Raw genomic sequence first — 18,582 nt, forward strand, 5'->3', positions numbered from 1 at the left:
TCGGATCGACCCTTGGCGAGCTCTGCTTCCACGCGCCTCGCCCGTTCACTCGTCGGTGTACACCACGCGATACGGAATGCCGATCTTGCCCCATTCTGCCGCTTCCTGAACGAGGTTGTAGTCGGTCAGCGGATTGTTCTGGACCCAGGCGTTGGGCAGCAGCACCTCATAGCCATTGCCCTCTTCTTCTACCTTGATGTGCGGCAGGCCGACGTCGGCGCGGCGGCGGCACAGCAGCGCGGCGAGCCGCAGGCAGAAGAGCAGCGGCCACTCCACGTCGCGTGTCTGCGAGAGCTTGCCGAGCTTGCCCACGTGGCCGAGCACGAGCGCGGCGAGGCGCGCCTGGTCGGTACGCGAGAAGCCGGGCATGTCGGCATTGCTGGCGATGTACGCCGAGTGCTTGTGATACGCGCTGTGCGAGATGGAGAGCCCGATCTCGTGCAGCGACGCCGCCCACGAGATGAACATGCGGTTCTCTTCGCGGCGCTCCTCGTCGGGCTCCTCGAACTGGTCGTAGAACTTCACGGCGAGATCGCCGATGCGCCCCGCCTGCGCGCGGTCCACGCCGTAGCGGCGCATGAAACCTTCCACCGTCACCGTGCGCATGTCCTCGTGCTGCGAACGGCCGAGCAGGTCATAGAGCACGCCGAGGCGCAGCGCGCCGTCCGTGGTGTCGACGTAGTCGATACCGAGCTCGTCGAATACCGCGATCATGATCGAGAGCCCGCCCGCCAGCACCGGCACGCGATCGGGCTTGAGCGCGACGAGCTTGAGCCGGTTCACGTTCTCGGCCTTGATGAGCGCGCGCTTCAGGCGTTCGAGGCCGCCGCGCGAGATGCCGTGCGTCACGCCCGCATCGTTGAAACCGTTGGCCTCGACGAGTTCCGCGAGCGCGCGCGCCGTGCCCGAGGAACCGATGGCCTGGTCCCAGCCGGTCGTGCGGTAGTCGGAGGAAATGATCTGGATTTCGCGCGTGGCCGCGAGTTCGGCCTGGCGCATCGTGTATTCGTCGACGTTGCCCGAGGGGAAGAACTGCCGGCTATGGCTCACGCAGCCGATATACAGGCTTTCCATCCGGATCGGCGTGTAGTGCGCACCGATGATGAATTCGGTCGAGCCGCCGCCGATGTCCACCACGAAGCGTTTACCCGCGCTCGCCGGCACCGAGTGCGCGGCGCCCGCGTAGATGAGGCGCGCCTCTTCGCGGCCGGCGATCACCTCGATCGGGAAGCCGAGCGCCGCTTCGGCCTCGGCGAGGAACTCGCCCGCGTTCTTGGCGACGCGCAGCGTGTTGGTCGCCACCGCGCGCACCTGATCGGGATGAAAGTCGCGCAGGCGCTCGCCGAAGCGCTTGAGCGCGTCCCAGCCGCGCACCTGCGAGGCGCGGTCGAGCAGCTTGTCTTTCGACAGGCCTGCTGCAAGCCGCACCGGCTCGCGCAATGCATCCACCGGATAGATCTGGCTGCCGGCATCGGTCTCTTCGACGCGCCCAACGATCAGACGAAAGCTGTTCGAGCCGAGATCGACGGCGGCAAGCAGGTGGGGATTCGTTACCATCAGGGGGGCGGGCTCCGTGCGTGCGTACATCGACGAACGCGCGGCCATACGGGCTTGCTGCTCCGCGGCCGCACTGTCCAAATGCGATATTTTAAGCGTAGCCGACTTCACCATGTCGCTCCTCGCGCGGGTCAACCAGGGACTTTTACCCAGGGTGCATGTTCGCTACGCGAGTTGTCGATTTCATGAAAATGCGGCGTAAAATTTATGACACATCAAAAGTCATATTAAAGTCATATTACTGTGAGAATTTCCGAGCGTCCGTTCGAATCACTCCCCGATATTCCTTTTTCATTGCCAATGTCCATCCGCTACCCTTTGCTTAACCGCGAGCTGGGCATACTGGGATTCAACGAGCGCGTGCTGGCACAGGCGTCCGATCCCGCTGTTCCTTTGCTGGAGCGCCTGCGCTTCATCTGCATCACCAGCAGCAACCTCGACGAATTCTTCGAAGTCCGCATGGCCGGGCTCCAGGAACAGATGCGCGACAACCCGGGCGTGCTCTCGCCCGACGGCATGTCGCTGCAGCACGTGTACGACCTCGTGGTCGAGCGCGCGCAGCGTCTCGTGCATCGCCAGTACCGCATGCTGCACGACACGGTGCTGCCCGCGCTCGAACAGGAAAGCATCTATTTTCACGGCACCGACGCCTGGAACGAGGCGCAAACCGCCTGGGCGCGCAAATACTTCTTCGACGAACTGCTGCCCGTGCTCACGCCGATCGGCCTCGATCCTGCCCACCCGTTCCCGCGCGTGCTCAACAAGAGCCTGAATTTCGTGGTGGAGCTCGAAGGTAAGGACGCCTTCGGACGTCAGGCCGTAATGGGCATCGTGCAGGCGCCGCGCGCGCTGCCGCGCCTCGTTCGCATGCCGCAGGAACTCTCGGGCTTCCAGCACGGTTTCGTGCTGCTCGGCTCGCTGCTGCAACGCTTCGTGGGCGAGCTGTTCCCGAGTCTCGTCGTGCGCAGCTGCAATCAATTCCGCATCACGCGCAACAGCGAACTCTTTGTCGACGAAGACGAAATCACCAATCTGCGCGTGGCGCTGCAGGGCGAACTGCCCGCGCGCCATCTCGGCAATGCGGTGCGGCTCGAAGTGTCGGCGGAAACGCCCGCGCATCTCGTGAAGCGTCTGCTCGACGAAAGCGGCCTCAACGAGAAGGACTGCTATTTCGTCGATGGACCCGTGAATCTCGTGCGTCTCATGCAGTTGCCCGAGATGGTGGATCGCCCCGACCTCAAGTTCGTGCCGCACGTGCCCGCCATTCCGCAGCGCATCGCCGCGAACAGCAACATGTTCGATGTGATCGACCAGGGCGACGTGCTCCTGCATCACCCGTACGAGAGCTTCCAGCCGGTGCTCGAACTGTTGCTGCAAGCCGCGAACGATCCGAACGTGGTCGCGATCAAGCAGACGATCTACCGCACCGGCACCGATTCGCCGCTCATGGACGCGCTCATGCAGGCCGCGCGCAACGGCAAGGAAGTGACCGTGGTCGTTGAGCTGCTCGCGCGCTTCGACGAAGAAACCAACATCAACTGGGCCGCGCAGCTCGAAGCCGTGGGCGCGCACGTGGTGTACGGCGTGGTGGGCCACAAGTGCCATGCCAAGATGATGCTGATCGTGCGCCGCGTGGCCGTGAACGGCCGCATGGTGCTGCGTCGCTACGTCCACCTCGGCACGGGCAACTACCATCCGCGCACGGCGCGTCTTTACACCGACTTCGGCCTCATGACCTCGGAGCCGAAGATGTGCGAGGACGTTCACCACGTCTTCCAGCAGCTCACGGGCATCGGCGGCGAGCTGCAACTGCACGATCTGTGGCAGTCGCCGTTCACGCTGCATCCGAAGATGATCGAGGCGATCCGCGCCGAGGCCGAGGCTGCGCGCCAGGGCAAGAAGGCGCGCATCGTCGCCAAGATGAATGCGCTGCTCGAGCCCACGGTAATCGATGAGCTGTACGAAGCATCGCAGGCCGGCGTGAAAATCGACCTCATCATCCGCGGCGTGTGCTCGCTGCAGCCCGGCGTGCCCGGGCTCTCGGAGAACATCACGGTGCGCTCGATCGTCGGGCGTTTTCTGGAACACCATCGCATCTACTACTTCTATGCGGGCGGCAAGGAAGACGTCTATCTGTCGAGCGCCGACTGGATGGATCGCAACCTGTTCCGGCGCGTCGAAGTGGCGTTCCCGATTCGTGACCGCAGGCTCAAGCGCCGCGTGATCGCCGAAGGTCTGTCGTGCTTTCTCGGCGACAACCAGTCGGCCTGGCTCATGCAGAGCGACGGCCACTATCGCCGGCGCCGTGCTGGCAAGGCCGTGCGCAATGCGCAGTTGAATCTGCTCGCGAAGTTCTGCCCTTGATGGCTTGACGGGCTGGTCGCGCTGGACGAAAAAATGCCGCTTCCCGGGAAGCGGCATTTTCGTTTGCACTGGCTGCGGCGCTTACACCGGCGCGGGCTGCCTTCTCGTCGTACGCGCGGTCGGGAAGCGCACCGTGAACGTGCTGCCCCGCCCTTCTTCGCTCTTCACTTCGAGCGCTGCATCATGGCGTTGCAGCACGTGCTTCACGATGGCGAGGCCCAGCCCCGTGCCGCCCGTGTCGCGCGAGCGGCTGCGATCCACGCGATAGAAGCGCTCGGTCAGGCGCGGAATATCGGCGGCTGGAATGCCCAGTCCGCTGTCGGTGACCGAGAACACCGCACTGCCTTGCTCCATGCGCCAGCTCAGGTGCACCGAGCCACCCTCCGGCGTATAGCGCACCGCATTGGTCGCGAGATTGCCGAGCGCGCTCAGGATCTCGGTTTCGGAGCCCGTAACGCTCAAGCCATCGTCGAAATCGGCCGTGATGCGGTGATGGCCGCCCGACAGGTTCTCCGCGTCCTCACGCACGTGTCCGAGTACCGCGCGCATATCGACCATCTGGTCGTCGGGCTGACGCGCCTCGCCTTCGAGTTTGGCCAGCACCAGCAGATCGGTGACGATGTGGCGCATGCGCGAGGCCTGTTGCTCCATCAACTCCAGATAGCGGGTGCGCTCGGCTTCGCCCAGCGGCAGTTCGCGCATCGTCTCGAGGAAGCCCGAGAGCACGGTGATCGGCGTCTTCAATTCGTGGGAGACGTTGGCCACGAAGTCGCGCCGCATGGCGTCGGTACGCTCGAGTTCGGTGATGTCCTGCGAGAGCACGAGCTTACGGTTCTCGCCGTACGGAAACACCTGCACCGAAATCACATTCTGACGCTTCGCGCCCATGCCCCGCATGATGAGCATGTCCGTGTAGTCGTGCGAATTGAGATAGCGCACGAAGTCGGGCTGGCGCACGAGATGCGTGATGTGCTGGCGCAGATCGCGTTTCGCGTCGAGACCGAAGTGGACTTCGGAGATCGCGTTGCACCATTCGATCTGATCGTGATCGTCGAGCATGGCGACGCCGTTGGGCGACGCCTGAATCGCCTGGATGAAGCGCGAATGCTGCTGCTCGACCTGGCGCACCTGGGCGTGCCAGCGCTTCGCGAGCTTGTGCAGACGGTAATAGATTTCGCCCCAGATGCCGGGGGCGCTCGGCACTTCGCCATAGACCGGCGCGTCGAGCAGGCGCCAGAGGCGCTGCTTGTGGAACGTGCCGAAGAGCATTTGAGCGAGCAGCGCCAGCACGGCCACGCTCAGTGCGATCTTGACGCCGAAGATCGCGCCAATGCCCGCGCATACGAGCGCGAGCAACGCGATCGATACGAGGGAGCGCACCCAGATGATGTTCATGATCCTGCGATCGAAGGTAGATACGGTCGGATGCGGGCACGCGACATCTTGTGACCACCGCTGCGGTCACGGTGGATTCCAATCAGCCGCGCCGCCCGGTGACTCACCCTGCGGCGCTGCCGTGGAACGGGCTCAGGCGCTCTTCGCGAGACGGTAGCCGCTGCCGCGCACCGTTTCGATCATAGCATCGCACCCCGCCGGCTTTAGCGCGGCACGCAGACGCTTGATATGCACGTCAACGGTGCGCTCTTCGACGAACACGTGATCGCCCCACACCTGGTCGAGCAGCTGCGTGCGGCTGTGCACGCGCTCGGGGTGCGTCATGAAGAAGTGCAGCAGGCGGAACTCGGTGGGACCGAGATCGAGCTTGATCTCCGAGCCATCGGCCGCCGCCGCCACGCGGTGCGTGGCCGGATCGAGCTTCAGTCCGTTGATCGCCACGACGTCTTCGGTGAGCTGCGGCGCGCGGCGGCGCAGCACCGCCTTGATACGCGCCATCAGCTCCTTCGGCGAGAACGGCTTCGTCACGTAGTCGTCGGCGCCGATCTCGAGACCGAGCACCTTGTCCTGCTCGTCGCCGCGCGCGGTCAGCATGATGATGGGGATATGCTTCGTGCGCTCGTTGTTGCGCAGGTCGCGCGCGAAGGTGACGCCGGACTTGCCCGGCAACATCCAGTCGAGCAGGATGAGATCGGGCAGCACGTCGCTGATCAGGTTCTGCGCCTGCTCCGCGTTGTAGGCGCGGATCGGGCAATGGCCTGCGTGCTGCAGGTTCACCGAAATCAGCTCGGAAATGGCGGGCTCATCTTCGATGACGAGAATGCTGCTAGGCATCGGCACCTCTTGACCTTGTTACCTGAAAGTTAGCTGAGTGCTTCGCGTTCGAGCGCGTCGCGCGACTTGTGCCGCACGTCCGTGCCCTTCACGATGTAAATGATGAATTCCGCGATGTTCTTCGCGTGGTCGCCGATCCGCTCGATCGCCTTGGCGATGAACAGATAGTCGAGGCCCACCGAGATCGTGCGCGGATCTTCCATCATGTAGCTCACGAGCTTGCGCACGAAGGCGCGGAATTCCTCGTCGATCGCCTTGTCGTCGCGCACGATCTGCGCGGCCGCCACGGTGTCGAGGCGCGCGAACGCGTCGAGCGCGCGGCGCAGGATCGACACGGCCATCTCGCCCGAGACCTTGATTTCGGCGATGTTGACGGTGCGCGAGGCGCCGTCTTCCATCAGGCGCTTGGTGCGCTTGGCGATCTTCTCGGCTTCGTCGCCGGCGCGCTCGAGATTCGTGATCGTCTTGGAGATCGCGAGCACGAGGCGCAGGTCGCGCGCGGCGGGCTGGCGGCGCGCGATGATGTTGCTGCACTCCTCGTCGATCTCGACTTCCATCGTGTTGAGGCGGTCTTCAGCAGCGATCACGCGATCGGCGGCGGCGCCGTCGAACTCGTTCAGGGCCTGCATCGCCGTGATGATCTGCGATTCGACTAGGCCGCCCATTTCGAGGACCTTCGACGAAATCAGATTGAGGTCGGCATCGAACTGGCTGGACAGGTGTTTGTCGGACATGGTTTCCTCGCTGCGTCGTCGGTCAGCCGAAACGGCCCGTGATGTAGTCTTCCGTTTCCTTGCGGACCGGCTTGATGAAGATCTTCTCGGTGTCGCCGAATTCGATCAGCTCGCCGAGATACATATACGCAGTGTAGTCCGAACAACGCGCGGCCTGCTGCATGTTATGGGTGACGATCACCACCGTGTAGTCGCTCTTCAGCTCGGCGATGAGCTCCTCGATGCGGCCCGTCGAAATCGGGTCGAGCGCCGAGCACGGCTCGTCGAGCAGCAGCACTTCGGGGCGGATGGCAATGCCGCGCGCGATGCACAGGCGCTGCTGCTGGCCGCCCGAGAGGCCGTAGCCGCTCTGACCCAGCTTGTCCTTCACTTCGTTCCAGAGCGCGGCCTTCGTGAGCGCCCACTCGACGCGGTCATCCATTTCCGGACGCGAGAGCGATTCGAACATCTTCACGCCGAACGCGATGTTGTCGTAAATCGACATCGGGAACGGGGTCGGCTTCTGGAACACCATGCCGATGCGTGCGCGCAGCAGCGAGATGTCGCGCTTCGACGTGAGCAGGTTCTCGCCGTCCATGACGATTTCGCCCTCGGCGCGCTGCTCCGGATAGAGCGCGTACATCTTGTTGAAAGTCCGCAGCAGCGTGGACTTGCCGCAGCCCGACGGGCCGATGAACGCGGTCACCTTGCCTTCGGGGATCTGCAGGTTGATGTTCTTCAGGGCGTGATATTTGCCGTAGAAGAAGTTCAGGTCCTTCACTTCGATCTTCGGCGTGCCGAGCGCCTGCGCTGGCGCGTGATGGGCGGGTTCCGCGGGTTGGAAACCCGTTGCCGGCGACGCAGCTTGCCCGGCGCTCTTGAGGTGAGTCTCTGCCATGTTCATCGGGTACTCCGCCCTGGATTACTTGTTCGAAAAGACCGTGCGCGCGAGGATATTCAGACCCAGCACGCCCAGTGTGATCAGGAAAACGCCGGCCCACGCAAGCGATTGCCACTGCGCAAACGGGCTCATCGCAAACTTGAAGATCGTGACCGGCAGGTTCGCGATCGGTTGATTCATGTTCGTGGTGAAGAACTGGTTCGACAGCGCCGTGAAGAGCAGCGGCGCCGTTTCGCCGGCAATCCGGGCGACCGCCAGCAGCACGCCCGTCACGATGCCGGCGATCGAAGCCTTCAGCGTGATCGACATCACCATCTTCCACTTCGGCGTGCCGAGCGCGAATGCCGCCTCGCGCAGATTGTTCGGCACGAGCTTGAGCATGTTTTCGGTCGTGCGGATCACGATCGGGATCTGCAGGAGCGCCAGGGCGATCGCGCCGGCCCAGCCGCTGAAGTGCCCCATCTTCGCGACGACGAGCGCGTAGACGAACAGACCGACGACGATCGAAGGCGCCGACAGCAGAATGTCGTTGATGAAACGCGTGACGCTCGCGAGCCAGCTTTTCTGGCCGTATTCCGCGAGATAGATGCCTGCGAGAATGCCGATCGGCGTGCCGACGAAGGTTGCAGCCGCAACGAGTATCAGGCTGCCGACGATCGCGTTGGCGAGACCGCCGCCATCGGTGTTCGGCGGCGGCGTGGACTGCGTGAACAGCTCCACCGAAAGACCGCCGATGCCGAGCGACAGCGTCGTGTAGAGAATCCACACGAGCCAGAGCAGGCCAAACGCCATTGCGGCGAGCGAGCACGTGAGCGCGATCGCGTTGGTGATGCGGCGACGGCGTTGCAGCTTGCCGCGCATGCGGTCTAGTTCGGGCCCGTAAATCGCACCCGGAATCTTCATCAGCGGTTCGCTCATCGCGCACCCTCCGCTTTTTCAAGGCGCAGCAACATGACCTTCGAGATCGACAGCACGATGAACGTGATCACGAACAGGATCAGGCCGAGTTCCATCAGCGCGGCCGTGTGCAGGCCCGGGCTCGCTTCCGCGAACTCGTTGGCGAGCGCCGAGGTGATGCTGTTGCCCGGTGAAAAGAGCGACACGTTGTCGAGCAGATTGGTATTGCCGATCACGAACGTGACGGCCATCGTTTCGCCGAGCGCGCGCCCGAGCCCGAGCATGACGCCGCCGATCACGCCGGTCTTGGTGAAGGGCAGCACGATCTTCCACATCACTTCCCAGGTCGTGCAGCCGATGCCGTAGGCCGACTCCTTGAGCAGCACGGGCGTGACTTCGAACACGTCGCGCATGACCGAGGCGATGTACGGAATGATCATGATCGCGAGGATCACGCCGGCGCAGAGAATGCCGATGCCGATGGGCGCGCCCTTGAACAGCGCGCCGACGATCGGCATGCCGCCCAGCAGCGCGCCGAGGGGCTTTTCGAACCATTGCGCGAAGATCGGCGCAAACACGAGCAGACCCCACATCCCGTAGACGATCGACGGGATGGCGGCGAGCAGCTCGATGGCGATGCCGAGCGGCCGGCGCAGCCACGCGGGCGAGAGCTCAGTGAGAAAGAGCGCAATGCCGAAGCTCACAGGCACGGCGATGATGAGCGCGATGAGCGAGGTGGCGATCGTGCCGTAGATGGGCACGAGCGCGCCGAACTGCTCACTGGGAGGATCCCAGTCGGCAGTCCAGAGGAATGCGAGACCGAACTTCTGGATCGTCGGCAACGAGGCGACGAGCAGCGATACGATGATGCCGCCGAGCAGCAGCAACGTGACGATGGCGGCGAGGCGTGCGAGGCCGCCGAAAATGATGTCCCCTGCCGGGCTGGGCGCTCTTTGCTGCGCAGCGTTGCCGGATGGGTTCGACACGAGCGGGACGTCGGACATGGTGACCTGGGTTCCATTTGCCGCGAGCGCGGGGCTCACGACGTTGACGCAGCCGTGAGACTGCGGATCGCCCGACTTCCGGCCACTATGGCTGACGACTGGACCGGAGGGCGGGCGGCACATCATGGACAGCGCATTCAGGCAAGCCACAAGCGAACAGGCCGCGCGCGTCACGCGGCGGCCCTTTTTACGCTTGCCTGACGCCTTGCTTACTCAGCGACCGGCTTGCCGCTCGCGTCCTTGACCTTCTCCTTCCACTGCGCCTTGATTTCGCTCACAACCGAAGGCGGCAGCGAGATGTAGTCGAGGCTGTCAGCAGCCGGCGTGCCGTTCTTGAACGCCCAGTCGAAGAACTTGAGCGTTTCCTTGCCCTGTTCCGGCTTGTCCTGCGCCGTATGCAGCAGCACGAAGGTCGCGCCGACGACCGGCCATGCGTCCTTGCCCGGCTCGTTCGTGAGGATCTGGTAGAACGACTTCTTCCAGTCCGCGCCGGCAGCGGCGGCCTTGAACGTTTCGGTGTCCGGCTGAACGACGGCGCCCGCCTCGTTCTTCATGGCAGTGTAGACCATGTGATTTTGCTTGGCGTACGCCCACTCGACGTAGCCGATCGCGCCCGGCAGGCGCTGAACGAAGGCGGCGACGCCGTCGTTGCCCTTGCCGCCCGTACCCGTCGGCCAGTTCACGGTCGTGCCTTCGCCGACCTTGCTCTTCCACTCGGGGTTGACCTTCGAGAGGTAGTTCGTCCAGATGAAGCTGGTGCCCGAACCATCGGCGCGGCGGACCACGGCGATGTCGAGATCAGGCAACTTGACCTTCGGGTTCAGTGCGACGATGGCCGGATCGTTCCACTTCTTGATCTTGCCGAGGTAGATGTCGCCGAGCACCGGGCCCGACAGCGTGATTTCGCCAGCCTTGACGCCCGGAACGTTGATCGCCGGCACGACGCCGCCCACCACCGTCGGGAACTGGAACAGACCGGCCTTGGCCAGATCTTCGTCCTTCAGCGGGGCGTCAGAGCCCGCGAAGTCGACGGTCTTGGCCTGAATCTGCTTGATGCCGCCCGACGAGCCGATGCCCTGGTAGTTCACCTTGCCGCCACCCGACTTTTGATAGGCATCCGCCCATTTCGTATAGATCGGTGCTGCGAAGGTGCTACCCGCGCCGGTGATGTCTGCAGCGTGGGCTGCGATCGCGAAGAGCGCGCCAGCAACGCCAGCGAGCGCGGTTTGCATCAATTTCATGAGACCTCCAGTGTGTGAGCGGGATAACGACACCGCGAAGCTTAGGGGGTCTCTGTGACAGTACTGTGACGGTTCATGAAGCAAACGTGACAGTTCGATTACCGACTGAAAGGCGGGGGATGGCGCGAAGAATGCGCGCTTACCGGCAATTGCGGCGAGGCCTGCAAGGAGAGTGACAGCAGTGAAGGCCGCCCGGCGGGGCTTTCGTGTCAGTCGGGAAATCGTCGGAAGTTTTCGAGGAATCCCTCGAATAATGTTAGCGAACGATGTTTTTTATGTTTTAAACGTTTGCCCGAATCTGCGTGTCATCGAAAAAAAACACGGAAAAAACGCGCGCATGCCGTTCCAGCATCGCGCGCGTGGGATCGGTATGCGATCGGCCAGCCTGGCTGACGATCACGCGATAGCACGCTTGACCACGCCTGCGATCGCCTCGGCGTAGTGCACCACGTCGCGCTCCTCGCGGGCCTCTACCATCACGCGCAGCACCGGCTCCGTGCCCGAGGCGCGGATCAGTACGCGGCCCTTGCCCTTCAGTTCCGCCTCGGCGGAGGCGATCGACTGCTGGATCGCGGCGTTGCCTTTCCAGTCGGCGCCCTGCGCAATGCGCACGTTGATGAGCTTCTGGGGGAACAGCGTCACGCCGTCGAGCAGTTGCGCCAAAGTCTGGCCGCTGCGCTTCATCGCGGCGAGCACGAGCAGCGCAGAGACGATGCCGTCGCCGGTCGTGTGGCGATCGAGCGAGAGAATATGGCCCGAGCCTTCCGCGCCCAGTTGCCAGCCGTGCTCGCGCAGTTGCTCCAGCACGTAGCGGTCACCCACGTTCGCCCGCACGAACTGCACGCCGAGGCGCGCGAGCGCCTGCTCGACCGAGAGATTGGTCATGAGCGTGCCCACCGCGCCTTCCACCTTGCCGTCGGTCGCGATGCGGTCCTTCACGAGCACGTAGAGCAGTTCGTCGCCGTTGTAGAGGCGCCCTTGTGCATCCACGACTTGAAGACGGTCGGCGTCGCCATCGAGCGCGATGCCGAGGTTGGCGTGATTCGCGCGCACCGCGCGCACGAGCGCGTCGGGCGAGGTCGCACCCACGCCGTCGTTGATGTTGAAGCCGTTCGGCGACACCCCGATCGGAATGACATCCGCGCCCAGTTCGTGGAACACGTGCGGCGCAATGTCATACGCCGCGCCGTTGGCACAGTCGATCACGAGCTTCAGACCGCGCAGATTGAACGCCTGCGGGAACGTGCTCTTGCAGAACTCGATGTAGCGCCCGCCCGCGTCGTCGAGCCGTCGCGCGCGGCCAAGCTGCTCGGAAGGCGCGCAGTCCAGCGGCTGCTCGAGTTGCTCCTCGATCTGCGTCTCGACCTCGTCGGGCAGCTTGTTGCCGTCCGCGGAGAAGAACTTGATGCCGTTGTCGTAATAGGGATTGTGCGATGCGCTGATCACGACGCCCGCGGCAAGCCGCAGCGCACGTGTGAGATAGGCAATGCCGGGCGTCGTCATCGGGCCGGCCAGCATCACGTCGACGCCAGCGGCCGAAAGCCCCGCTTCCAGCGACGCCTCGAGCATATAGCCCGAAATGCGCGTGTCCTTGCCGATCAGCACGGACGGACGCGGCCCCGAAGCCGCCGCCGAACCCGCGAGCACCTTGCCCGCGGCGTAGCCAAGGCGCAGCACGAAGTCAGGCGTGATCGGCGCCTCGCCGACCTTGCCGCGTACCCCATCAGTTCCGAAATAACGACGTCCCATTTTTCTATCCCTCGGTTTGGTGCTGTCTTGTACTGTACGTAGCCACCGTGACATGCGCCGGTGCGCTCAGGTGCGCTCTGGTGCGCCCTGGTGCGCCCTGGTGCGCCCTGGTGCATTTGGCGCCGGCAAGCGTCTATCCGGTCAGTGGCTCAACCTCGCCCGGCCGGCGCGCCGGCGCCCATCGCATTGCGCATCGCTGCCCAGACCTTGAGGGCATCCACAGTGGGCGCGACGTCGTGTACGCGGATGATTGCCGCGCCCCGCTCTGCCGCGCACACGGCTGCCGCCACGCTCGCCGCCACCCGCTCGCTCGCGGGCCGGTTCACGAGTGCGCCCAGCATCGATTTGCGCGACATGCCGGCGAGTATCGGATACGGCGCCTTGCCGCTCGGGACCTCGGGCGCCGTCTCGGGCAGGTGCGCGAGCAGCGCGTAATTGTGCTCCACCACCGACTTGCCGAAGCCAAAGCCCGGATCCACGCTGATCCGCGCCTTCGCCACGCCCGCCGCTTCGAGTTCGGCGCAACGCTGCTCGAGAAATTCGCGCACCTCGCGCACGACGTCCGCATAGTTGGGCTCGGACACCTGCATCGTCTGCGGCTCGCCCAGCATGTGCATCACGCACAATCCGCAGTCGCTGCCGCGTATGGCTTCGATCGCGCCGGGCATCCGGAAGCCCCAGATGTCGTTGATCATGTCCGCGCCGGCCGCGAGCGCCGCGCGCATGACCTCGGGCTTGTACGTGTCGATGGAGAGCGGCACGTTCGCGGCCTTGAGCTTCTCCACGAGCGGAATCACGCGCGCGAGTTCCTCGTCGAGCGGTACCGGAGGCGCCCCCGGCCGCGTCGATTCGCCGCCAATATCGATGATGTCGACGCCGTCGAGCATCATCTGCTCGGCGCGGCGCAGCGCGTCACCGAAAGCGAGATAGCGGCCGCCATCGGAAAACGAGTCCGGCGTGGCATTGAGGATGCCCATGACGAGCGGACGTTCGAAAGTCAGCGTGAAGCGGCCGCACGCGAGCGGTTCGGGTGGAAGATTACCCTGCGAGATGATGTTGGGCACGTCAAGAAACGTCAGAAGTGTAACGGGATGTGGTGGGCCGGCATGCCGCGCGCACCAGAAATGCAAAGGGCCGGTGTGAACATCACACCGGCCCGCAACTTTACTCGATAAGGATCACGCCGGTGCGGTGGCACTACCCGGCTTGACCTCGGTGCCCGGGCTACCGCCCGACGACGCGTCGCCCGGCGACGGCGTGCTCTTCGGCGAGCGCGGCGGACGGCCGGCCATGATGTCGTTGATCTGCTCGGCGTCGATCGTTTCCCACTCCATGAGCGCGGCGGTCATGGCTTCGACCTTGTCGCGGTTCTCGTCGAGCAGACGCTTCGCGAGGTTGTACTGCTCGTCGAGCACCCGGCGGATTTCCGCGTCGACCTTCTGCTGCGTGGCTTCCGAAATCGCGCGCGTGAAGCCCTTGCCGAACGGACCGCTGTCACTGTCGTCGTCGGCGTAGACCATCGGTCCGAGCGCGTCGGTCATGCCGAAACGCGTGACCATTGCGCGAGCCGTTTGCGTCGCCTTGTTGAAGTCGTCGGACGCGCCCGTGCTGATCAGGTTCATGAACAGCTCTTCCGCCACACGGCCGCCGAACAGGATAGCCAGACGATCCAGCAGATAGTCCTTCGAGTAGGTCTCGTTGTCGTGTTCGGGCAGCTGCCACGTCACGCCCAGCGCACGGCCGCGCGGAATGATCGTGACCTTGTGCACCGGATCGGCCTTCGGCAGCAGCTTCGCGATGACCGCATGGCCCGACTCGTGATATGCCGTGGCGCGCTTCGCCTCTTCGCGGATCACGGCCGACTTGCGCTCCGGACCCATGAAGATCTTGTCCTTCGCGTCCTCGAAATCCTGCATCTCGACGATGCGCTTGCCGCGGCGCGCCGCGAAGAGCGCAGCTTCGTTCACCAGGTTGGCGAGGTCGGCGCCCGAGAAGCCCGGCGTGCCGCGCGCGATGACGGCTGCGTCTACGTCGTTGGCGATCGGCACCTTGCGCAGGTGCACCTTCATGATCTGCTCGCGGCCACGAATGTCCGGGAGGCCGACATAAACCTGACGGTCGAAACGGCCCGGACGCAGCAGCGCCTTGTCGAGCACGTCCGAACGGTTGGTTGCCGCGATCACGATGACGCCCGAGTTCGCCTCGAAGCCGTCCATCTCCACCAGCATCTGGTTCAGCGTCTGCTCGCGCTCGTCGTTGCCGCCGCCCATGCCGGCGCCGCGATGGCGGCCGACCGCGTCGATTTCGTCGATGAACACGATGCACGGTGCATGCTTCTTGGCCTGTTCGAACATGTCGCGCACGCGGGCCGCGCCCACGCCGACGAACATTTCGACGAAGTCGGAACCCGAGATGCTGAAGAACGGCACCTTCGCCTCGCCGGCAATGGCACGTGCCAGCAGCGTCTTACCGGTGCCCGGAGGGCCGACCAGCAGCACGCCGCGCGGGATGCGCCCGCCCAGCTTCTGGAACTTTTGCGGATCGCGCAGGAAGTCGACGAGCTCGGACACTTCTTCCTTGGCTTCGTCGCAGCCCGCGACGTCGGAGAAGTTGACGGCGTTGTTGTTCTCGTCGATCAGGCGGGCGCGCGATTTACCAAACGAAAACGCCCCGCCTTTGCCGCCCCCCTGCATCTGTCTCATCATGTAGAACCAGAACACGATGATGAGGATGGTTGGCCCGAGGTAGTACAACGCGGAGACGAGCGCGTTCGGCTCTTCATCGGCCTTGCCGCTCACCTGCACGCCATATTTCATCAGGTCGCCGACCATCCAGATGTCGCCCGGGGAGACGATCTGGTATTTCTGGCCATCAGCCGGAGTGACCGTGAGGTTCCGCCCCTGCACCACGACGCTCTTGACCTTGCCGTTTCTCGCGTCGTCCATGAACTGCGAATAGGAAACGCCTTCCTGGACACGGGGCTTGTCGAACTGCTTGAACACCGTAAACAGCACCAGTGCGATTACCAGCCACACCGCTGCCTTCGAAAACATGTTGTTGTTCAAAGCACCACTCCTTCACTCATAGATGGGCGCCTACATTCGCCTTGCGACACCATCAAAGCATTCTAATCCAGTACAAGGCCCCCTGCCATAAGGTTTCACTACCGCAGGAATAGCCTCGGCGCCTTGCCCTGACTGCGTCTTGCACGCGTCTGACAGTCGGTTTCGCGTTATGTACCGCAATCGCGCCCTGTTTAACGGGGGCGCTTCAAGTGTTTACCCAATATAAACGTTTCGGACGATTTGTCGCGCGACGCCTTCGGTTTGCGCGCGGCTACGACCTTGAACTGTTGCTTGAACTTCTCGACGATCTGGCTGTAACCGCTGCCGTGGAAACATTTGACTAAAAGGGCCCCTTCGGACTTCAGATGATTCTGCGAAAACTCGAGCGCAAGGTCGCACACGTGTTCGATCCGTGCCGCGTCGGCCGACGCGACCCCCGAGAGATTGGGCGCCATGTCCGAAATTACAAGATCGACCGGGCGGCCACCCACCAATTCTTCGAGTTGCGCAAGCACGTCGTCTTCGCGAAAGTCGCCTTGCAGGAACTGGACGTCGGCGATGGGTTCCATCGGCAGAATGTCGAGCGCGATGATCGTGCCGTCGATCCCGCCCTGCCGCTGCTCGTCGCGCTTCACGCCCACCGCGAGCTTGTTGCGCGCGTACTGGCTCCAGCTTCCCGGCGCCGCCCCGAGGTCCACGATCACCATGCCAGGGCGGATCAGTTTGTCCTGCTCGTCGATTTCCTTGAGCTTGTACGCGGCGCGGGCGCGATAGCCCTCCCGCTGCGCCATTTTCACGTAAGGGTCGTTGATATGGTCGTGCAGCCACGACTGGTTGAAGCGATTTTTTGCCATTAAAGATGAACTCTTGCTGCGTGATTCCGCGCTTTTAGCGGATAATACGCGTTTAATTCGTGCGGCCGTCGCGGCTCGCCTTGCCGGATGATCGTTGCTCCGGCAACCCAAGTGCCCGCGCCCTGCCGTTTCCCCACGGTTTTCCGTTGTTCCGACGCGCTTGCCCGCCAGCGGCCCGCCATCCGCGGACCGCGTCCGGTCCGTACAGGCTGCCAATCCTTGCCTGCCGACCCGCGCGGCGCCGTCATTTTAGTCGAGTCTGCCACATCCCATGCCCGCCCTCTCTCTTTCCGCCGAACAGCGCTCCGAACTGCGCTCCCAGGCTCATGCGCTCAAACCGGTCGTGCTCATCGGCGCCGAGGGACTGACCGACGCCGTGATCAAGGAAATCCAGGTTCACCTCGACGCGCACCAGCTCATCAAGGTGCGCGTGTTCGGCGACGAGCGCGAGGAGCGCATCGCGATCTACGAAGAGATCTGCGACCGTCTGGGCGCCGCCCCGATCCAGCACATCGGCAAGCTGCTCGTCATCTACAGGCCCGAGCAAGCCAGCGCGAAGACCACTACCGCGCGCGCGGGCGCACGCGGCACCGTGTCGCGCCCGTCCGCCGACGTGCCGAGCGCGCGCGAGGCAGGCAAGCGCGGTGCTGCGCCGCGCGTCGTGAAGGTCGTCAAGCCCAGCGAGAACCCGATGCGCAAGCCGAAGGCACAAAAGCTGACGGTGAAAGGCAACGAGCGCGTGACGCAAGGCGGCAACATCAAGCGCGCCAAGAAGCGCCAGACCAGCTCCAAGCGCGTCCATCAGGGTTCGAAGTAAAAAGCGCGGCCTTCGAGCCGCGCTTTTTTTCGCCTGACGCAGCGTTCGGGCGCGTTCAGCGCGGGGCGGCTTCCGGGCGCTGCGGCAGCGTACCGCGCGCCGAAGGCAGCAGCCAGACGAGCCAGGCGCCAAGCAGGCTCTGCACCAGATAGAACACGCTCGATACGCCGTGCAGCAAGCCAAAGCGGCTCGCATACGGCGAACTGGCGACATCCATGCCCGCGCTCATCGCCTGTACGCGCAACGCGTTCATGAACGGCTGCAGCGCGAAATAACCGATCAGCACGCACAGCAGCATCGCGGCCAGAATCCAGCGCAGCCGGCGATAGCCCAGCATGCCACGGCGCGCGAGCACGTTCGCGAGACCGAGCAGCAGCACGCCGCACACTACGCCGACCATGCCTTCGAGACGAAAGAGCTGTGCGGCGATGTCGCCGGCCACCACTCTTTCGAGCGAGGCGAACAGCACGGGAGCGACGGCATAGCCGATGGTCAGCTGGCTGCCGACCCACAGCATGGCCAGCAGCCCGAAAAGCCGGTGCGGAACGAGCGAAACGGGCGTGGCGGAACCCACGTGGCTTGCGGTACTCACGTCGGCGTCCTCAGACGTAGCGAACCTCAATGACCTCGTACTCGCGCACGCCGCCCGGCGCCTGCACTTCGGCGACGTCGCCTTCGGACTTGCCGATGAGCGCGCGCGCAATGGGCGAGCTGACCGAGATCAGACCGTGCTCGAGGTCGGCCTCGTCGTCGCCGACGATCTGGTAGGTCACCGTCTTGCCCGAATCGAGGTCTTCGAGAGCCACCGTCGAGCCGAACACGATGCGGCCGTCGGCCTCGAGCGTGGACGGGTCGATGATCTGCGCGGCCGCCAGCTTCGACTCGATTTCTGCGATCCGGCCTTCGATGAAGCCCTGCTTTTCTTTCGCGGCGTCGTATTCCGCGTTTTCCGACAGATCGCCTTGCGCACGGGCTTCGGCGATCGAATTGATCACCGCCGGACGCTCGACGGACTTCAGGCGCTGCAGTTCTCCGCGAAGTTGGTCTGCGCCGCGCTTGGTCAAGGGAATCGTGCTCATAAACAACTCGTCTGGCCAGTTAGGCCCTCAATGAAGCCGCGCCACGCGCGCCTGCGCGCATAGTGCGGCCATAAAAAAATTCCGCGGTTAAGTGCATCCCGCGAGGGCGGCT

General features: G+C 64.0%; 16 protein-coding genes. 2 read left to right on the plus strand and 14 right to left on the minus strand.

Going from position 1 to position 18,582, the window contains the following annotated elements; translation table 11 throughout:
• Nucleotides 1-45: 45 nt before the first annotated feature.
• A complete protein-coding gene (gene ppx, locus VSR34_RS02465) occupies nt 46-1,557 on the minus strand; it encodes an exopolyphosphatase (RefSeq protein ID WP_238328094.1) in 1,512 nt (503 codons plus the stop codon).
• A 300-nt stretch (nt 1,558-1,857) separates the two neighbouring features.
• Here ppx and ppk1 point away from each other — a divergent pair, with 300 nt between their 5' ends.
• Entirely contained in the window at nt 1,858-3,921 is a 2,064-nt protein-coding gene (gene ppk1, locus VSR34_RS02470; RefSeq protein WP_028214478.1) for a polyphosphate kinase 1, read from the plus strand.
• An 81-nt stretch (nt 3,922-4,002) separates the two neighbouring features.
• Here ppk1 and phoR read toward each other — a convergent pair whose 3' ends face one another.
• The 11 genes from phoR to VSR34_RS02525 form a co-directional block, all read right to left on the minus strand.
• Complete coding sequence (gene phoR, locus VSR34_RS02475) at nt 4,003-5,316, minus strand: phosphate regulon sensor histidine kinase PhoR (protein WP_028214479.1); 1,314 nt, start codon at nt 5,314-5,316, stop codon at nt 4,003-4,005.
• Between the two features lie 132 nt (nt 5,317-5,448).
• Nucleotides 5,449-6,150 (minus strand): phosphate regulon transcriptional regulator PhoB, encoded by a 702-nt coding sequence (phoB, locus tag VSR34_RS02480; RefSeq protein ID WP_028214480.1) that lies wholly within the window; start codon nt 6,148-6,150, stop codon nt 5,449-5,451.
• A gap of 29 nt (nt 6,151-6,179) precedes the next feature.
• Nucleotides 6,180-6,884 carry a phosphate signaling complex protein PhoU gene (phoU, locus tag VSR34_RS02485; protein ID WP_028214481.1) on the minus strand — a complete coding sequence of 235 codons (705 nt, stop codon included), beginning with the start codon at nt 6,882-6,884 and terminating at the stop codon, nt 6,180-6,182.
• Nucleotides 6,885-6,906: 22 nt separating this feature from the next.
• On the minus strand, nt 6,907-7,767 hold the full coding sequence (pstB, locus tag VSR34_RS02490) for a phosphate ABC transporter ATP-binding protein PstB (protein WP_028214482.1): 861 nt from the start codon (nt 7,765-7,767) through the stop codon (nt 6,907-6,909).
• A gap of 18 nt (nt 7,768-7,785) precedes the next feature.
• Nucleotides 7,786-8,682, minus strand: a complete 897-nt coding sequence (gene pstA, locus VSR34_RS02495) for a phosphate ABC transporter permease PstA (RefSeq protein WP_028214483.1) — start codon at nt 8,680-8,682, stop codon at nt 7,786-7,788.
• Nucleotides 8,679-9,665, minus strand: a complete 987-nt coding sequence (gene pstC / locus VSR34_RS02500; RefSeq protein ID WP_028214484.1) for a phosphate ABC transporter permease PstC — start codon at nt 9,663-9,665, stop codon at nt 8,679-8,681. The genes pstA and pstC overlap by 4 nt, the downstream gene beginning before the upstream one ends.
• Nucleotides 9,666-9,874: 209 nt before the next feature.
• Nucleotides 9,875-10,906: a phosphate ABC transporter substrate-binding protein PstS gene (pstS, locus tag VSR34_RS02505; protein ID WP_028214485.1), complete on the minus strand. Its 1,032-nt coding sequence runs from the start codon at nt 10,904-10,906 to the stop codon at nt 9,875-9,877.
• A gap of 396 nt (nt 10,907-11,302) precedes the next feature.
• Nucleotides 11,303-12,655, minus strand: a complete 1,353-nt coding sequence (gene glmM / locus VSR34_RS02510) for a phosphoglucosamine mutase (protein WP_028214486.1) — start codon at nt 12,653-12,655, stop codon at nt 11,303-11,305.
• 149 nt (nt 12,656-12,804) lie between these two features.
• Entirely contained in the window at nt 12,805-13,632 is an 828-nt protein-coding gene (gene folP / locus VSR34_RS02515) for a dihydropteroate synthase (RefSeq protein ID WP_081716210.1), read from the minus strand.
• A 201-nt stretch (nt 13,633-13,833) separates the two neighbouring features.
• A complete protein-coding gene (gene ftsH / locus VSR34_RS02520) occupies nt 13,834-15,720 on the minus strand; it encodes an ATP-dependent zinc metalloprotease FtsH (RefSeq protein ID WP_028214488.1) in 1,887 nt (628 codons plus the stop codon).
• A gap of 191 nt (nt 15,721-15,911) precedes the next feature.
• Nucleotides 15,912-16,574 carry an RlmE family RNA methyltransferase gene (locus VSR34_RS02525; RefSeq protein ID WP_028214489.1) on the minus strand — a complete coding sequence of 221 codons (663 nt, stop codon included), beginning with the start codon at nt 16,572-16,574 and terminating at the stop codon, nt 15,912-15,914.
• Between the two features lie 271 nt (nt 16,575-16,845).
• Here VSR34_RS02525 and yhbY point away from each other — a divergent pair, with 271 nt between their 5' ends.
• On the plus strand, nt 16,846-17,391 hold the full coding sequence (yhbY, locus tag VSR34_RS02530) for a ribosome assembly RNA-binding protein YhbY (RefSeq protein WP_028214490.1): 546 nt from the start codon (nt 16,846-16,848) through the stop codon (nt 17,389-17,391).
• A gap of 55 nt (nt 17,392-17,446) precedes the next feature.
• Here yhbY and VSR34_RS02535 read toward each other — a convergent pair whose 3' ends face one another.
• The gene (locus tag VSR34_RS02535; RefSeq protein ID WP_342961780.1) at nt 17,447-17,908 is read right to left on the minus strand and encodes a DUF4149 domain-containing protein; all 462 of its coding nucleotides are present in this window, start codon (nt 17,906-17,908) and stop codon (nt 17,447-17,449) included.
• An 85-nt stretch (nt 17,909-17,993) separates the two neighbouring features.
• Nucleotides 17,994-18,470, minus strand: coding sequence for a transcription elongation factor GreA (greA, locus tag VSR34_RS02540; RefSeq protein ID WP_028214492.1), 477 nt, complete (start codon nt 18,468-18,470; stop codon nt 17,994-17,996).
• Nucleotides 18,471-18,582 lie beyond the last annotated feature (112 nt).

Origin of the sequence: Paraburkholderia sp. JHI2823 (genome assembly GCF_038900695.1) — a bacterium.
Classification (GTDB): Bacteria; Pseudomonadota; Gammaproteobacteria; order Burkholderiales; family Burkholderiaceae; genus Paraburkholderia; species Paraburkholderia mimosarum.

Coding starts and splice junctions, on each gene's coding strand:
- VSR34_RS02535 (WP_342961780.1), bottom strand. CDS start 17,908: ATGCTGTGGGTCGGCAGCCAGCTGACCATCGGCTATGCCGTCGCTCCC.
- VSR34_RS02525 (WP_028214489.1), bottom strand. CDS start 16,574: ATGGCAAAAAATCGCTTCAACCAGTCGTGGCTGCACGACCATATCAAC.
- ppk1 (WP_028214478.1), top strand. CDS start 1,858: ATGTCCATCCGCTACCCTTTGCTTAACCGCGAGCTGGGCATACTGGGA.
- folP (WP_081716210.1), bottom strand. CDS start 13,632: ATGGGCATCCTCAATGCCACGCCGGACTCGTTTTCCGATGGCGGCCGC.
- ppx (WP_238328094.1), bottom strand. CDS start 1,557: ATGGTAACGAATCCCCACCTGCTTGCCGCCGTCGATCTCGGCTCGAAC.
- phoU (WP_028214481.1), bottom strand. CDS start 6,884: ATGTCCGACAAACACCTGTCCAGCCAGTTCGATGCCGACCTCAATCTG.
- phoB (WP_028214480.1), bottom strand. CDS start 6,150: ATGCCTAGCAGCATTCTCGTCATCGAAGATGAGCCCGCCATTTCCGAG.
- yhbY (WP_028214490.1), top strand. CDS start 16,846: ATGCCCGCCCTCTCTCTTTCCGCCGAACAGCGCTCCGAACTGCGCTCC.
- phoR (WP_028214479.1), bottom strand. CDS start 5,316: ATGAACATCATCTGGGTGCGCTCCCTCGTATCGATCGCGTTGCTCGCG.
- glmM (WP_028214486.1), bottom strand. CDS start 12,655: ATGGGACGTCGTTATTTCGGAACTGATGGGGTACGCGGCAAGGTCGGC.
- pstA (WP_028214483.1), bottom strand. CDS start 8,682: ATGAGCGAACCGCTGATGAAGATTCCGGGTGCGATTTACGGGCCCGAA.
- pstB (WP_028214482.1), bottom strand. CDS start 7,767: ATGAACATGGCAGAGACTCACCTCAAGAGCGCCGGGCAAGCTGCGTCG.
- greA (WP_028214492.1), bottom strand. CDS start 18,470: ATGAGCACGATTCCCTTGACCAAGCGCGGCGCAGACCAACTTCGCGGA.
- pstS (WP_028214485.1), bottom strand. CDS start 10,906: ATGAAATTGATGCAAACCGCGCTCGCTGGCGTTGCTGGCGCGCTCTTC.
- pstC (WP_028214484.1), bottom strand. CDS start 9,665: ATGTCCGACGTCCCGCTCGTGTCGAACCCATCCGGCAACGCTGCGCAG.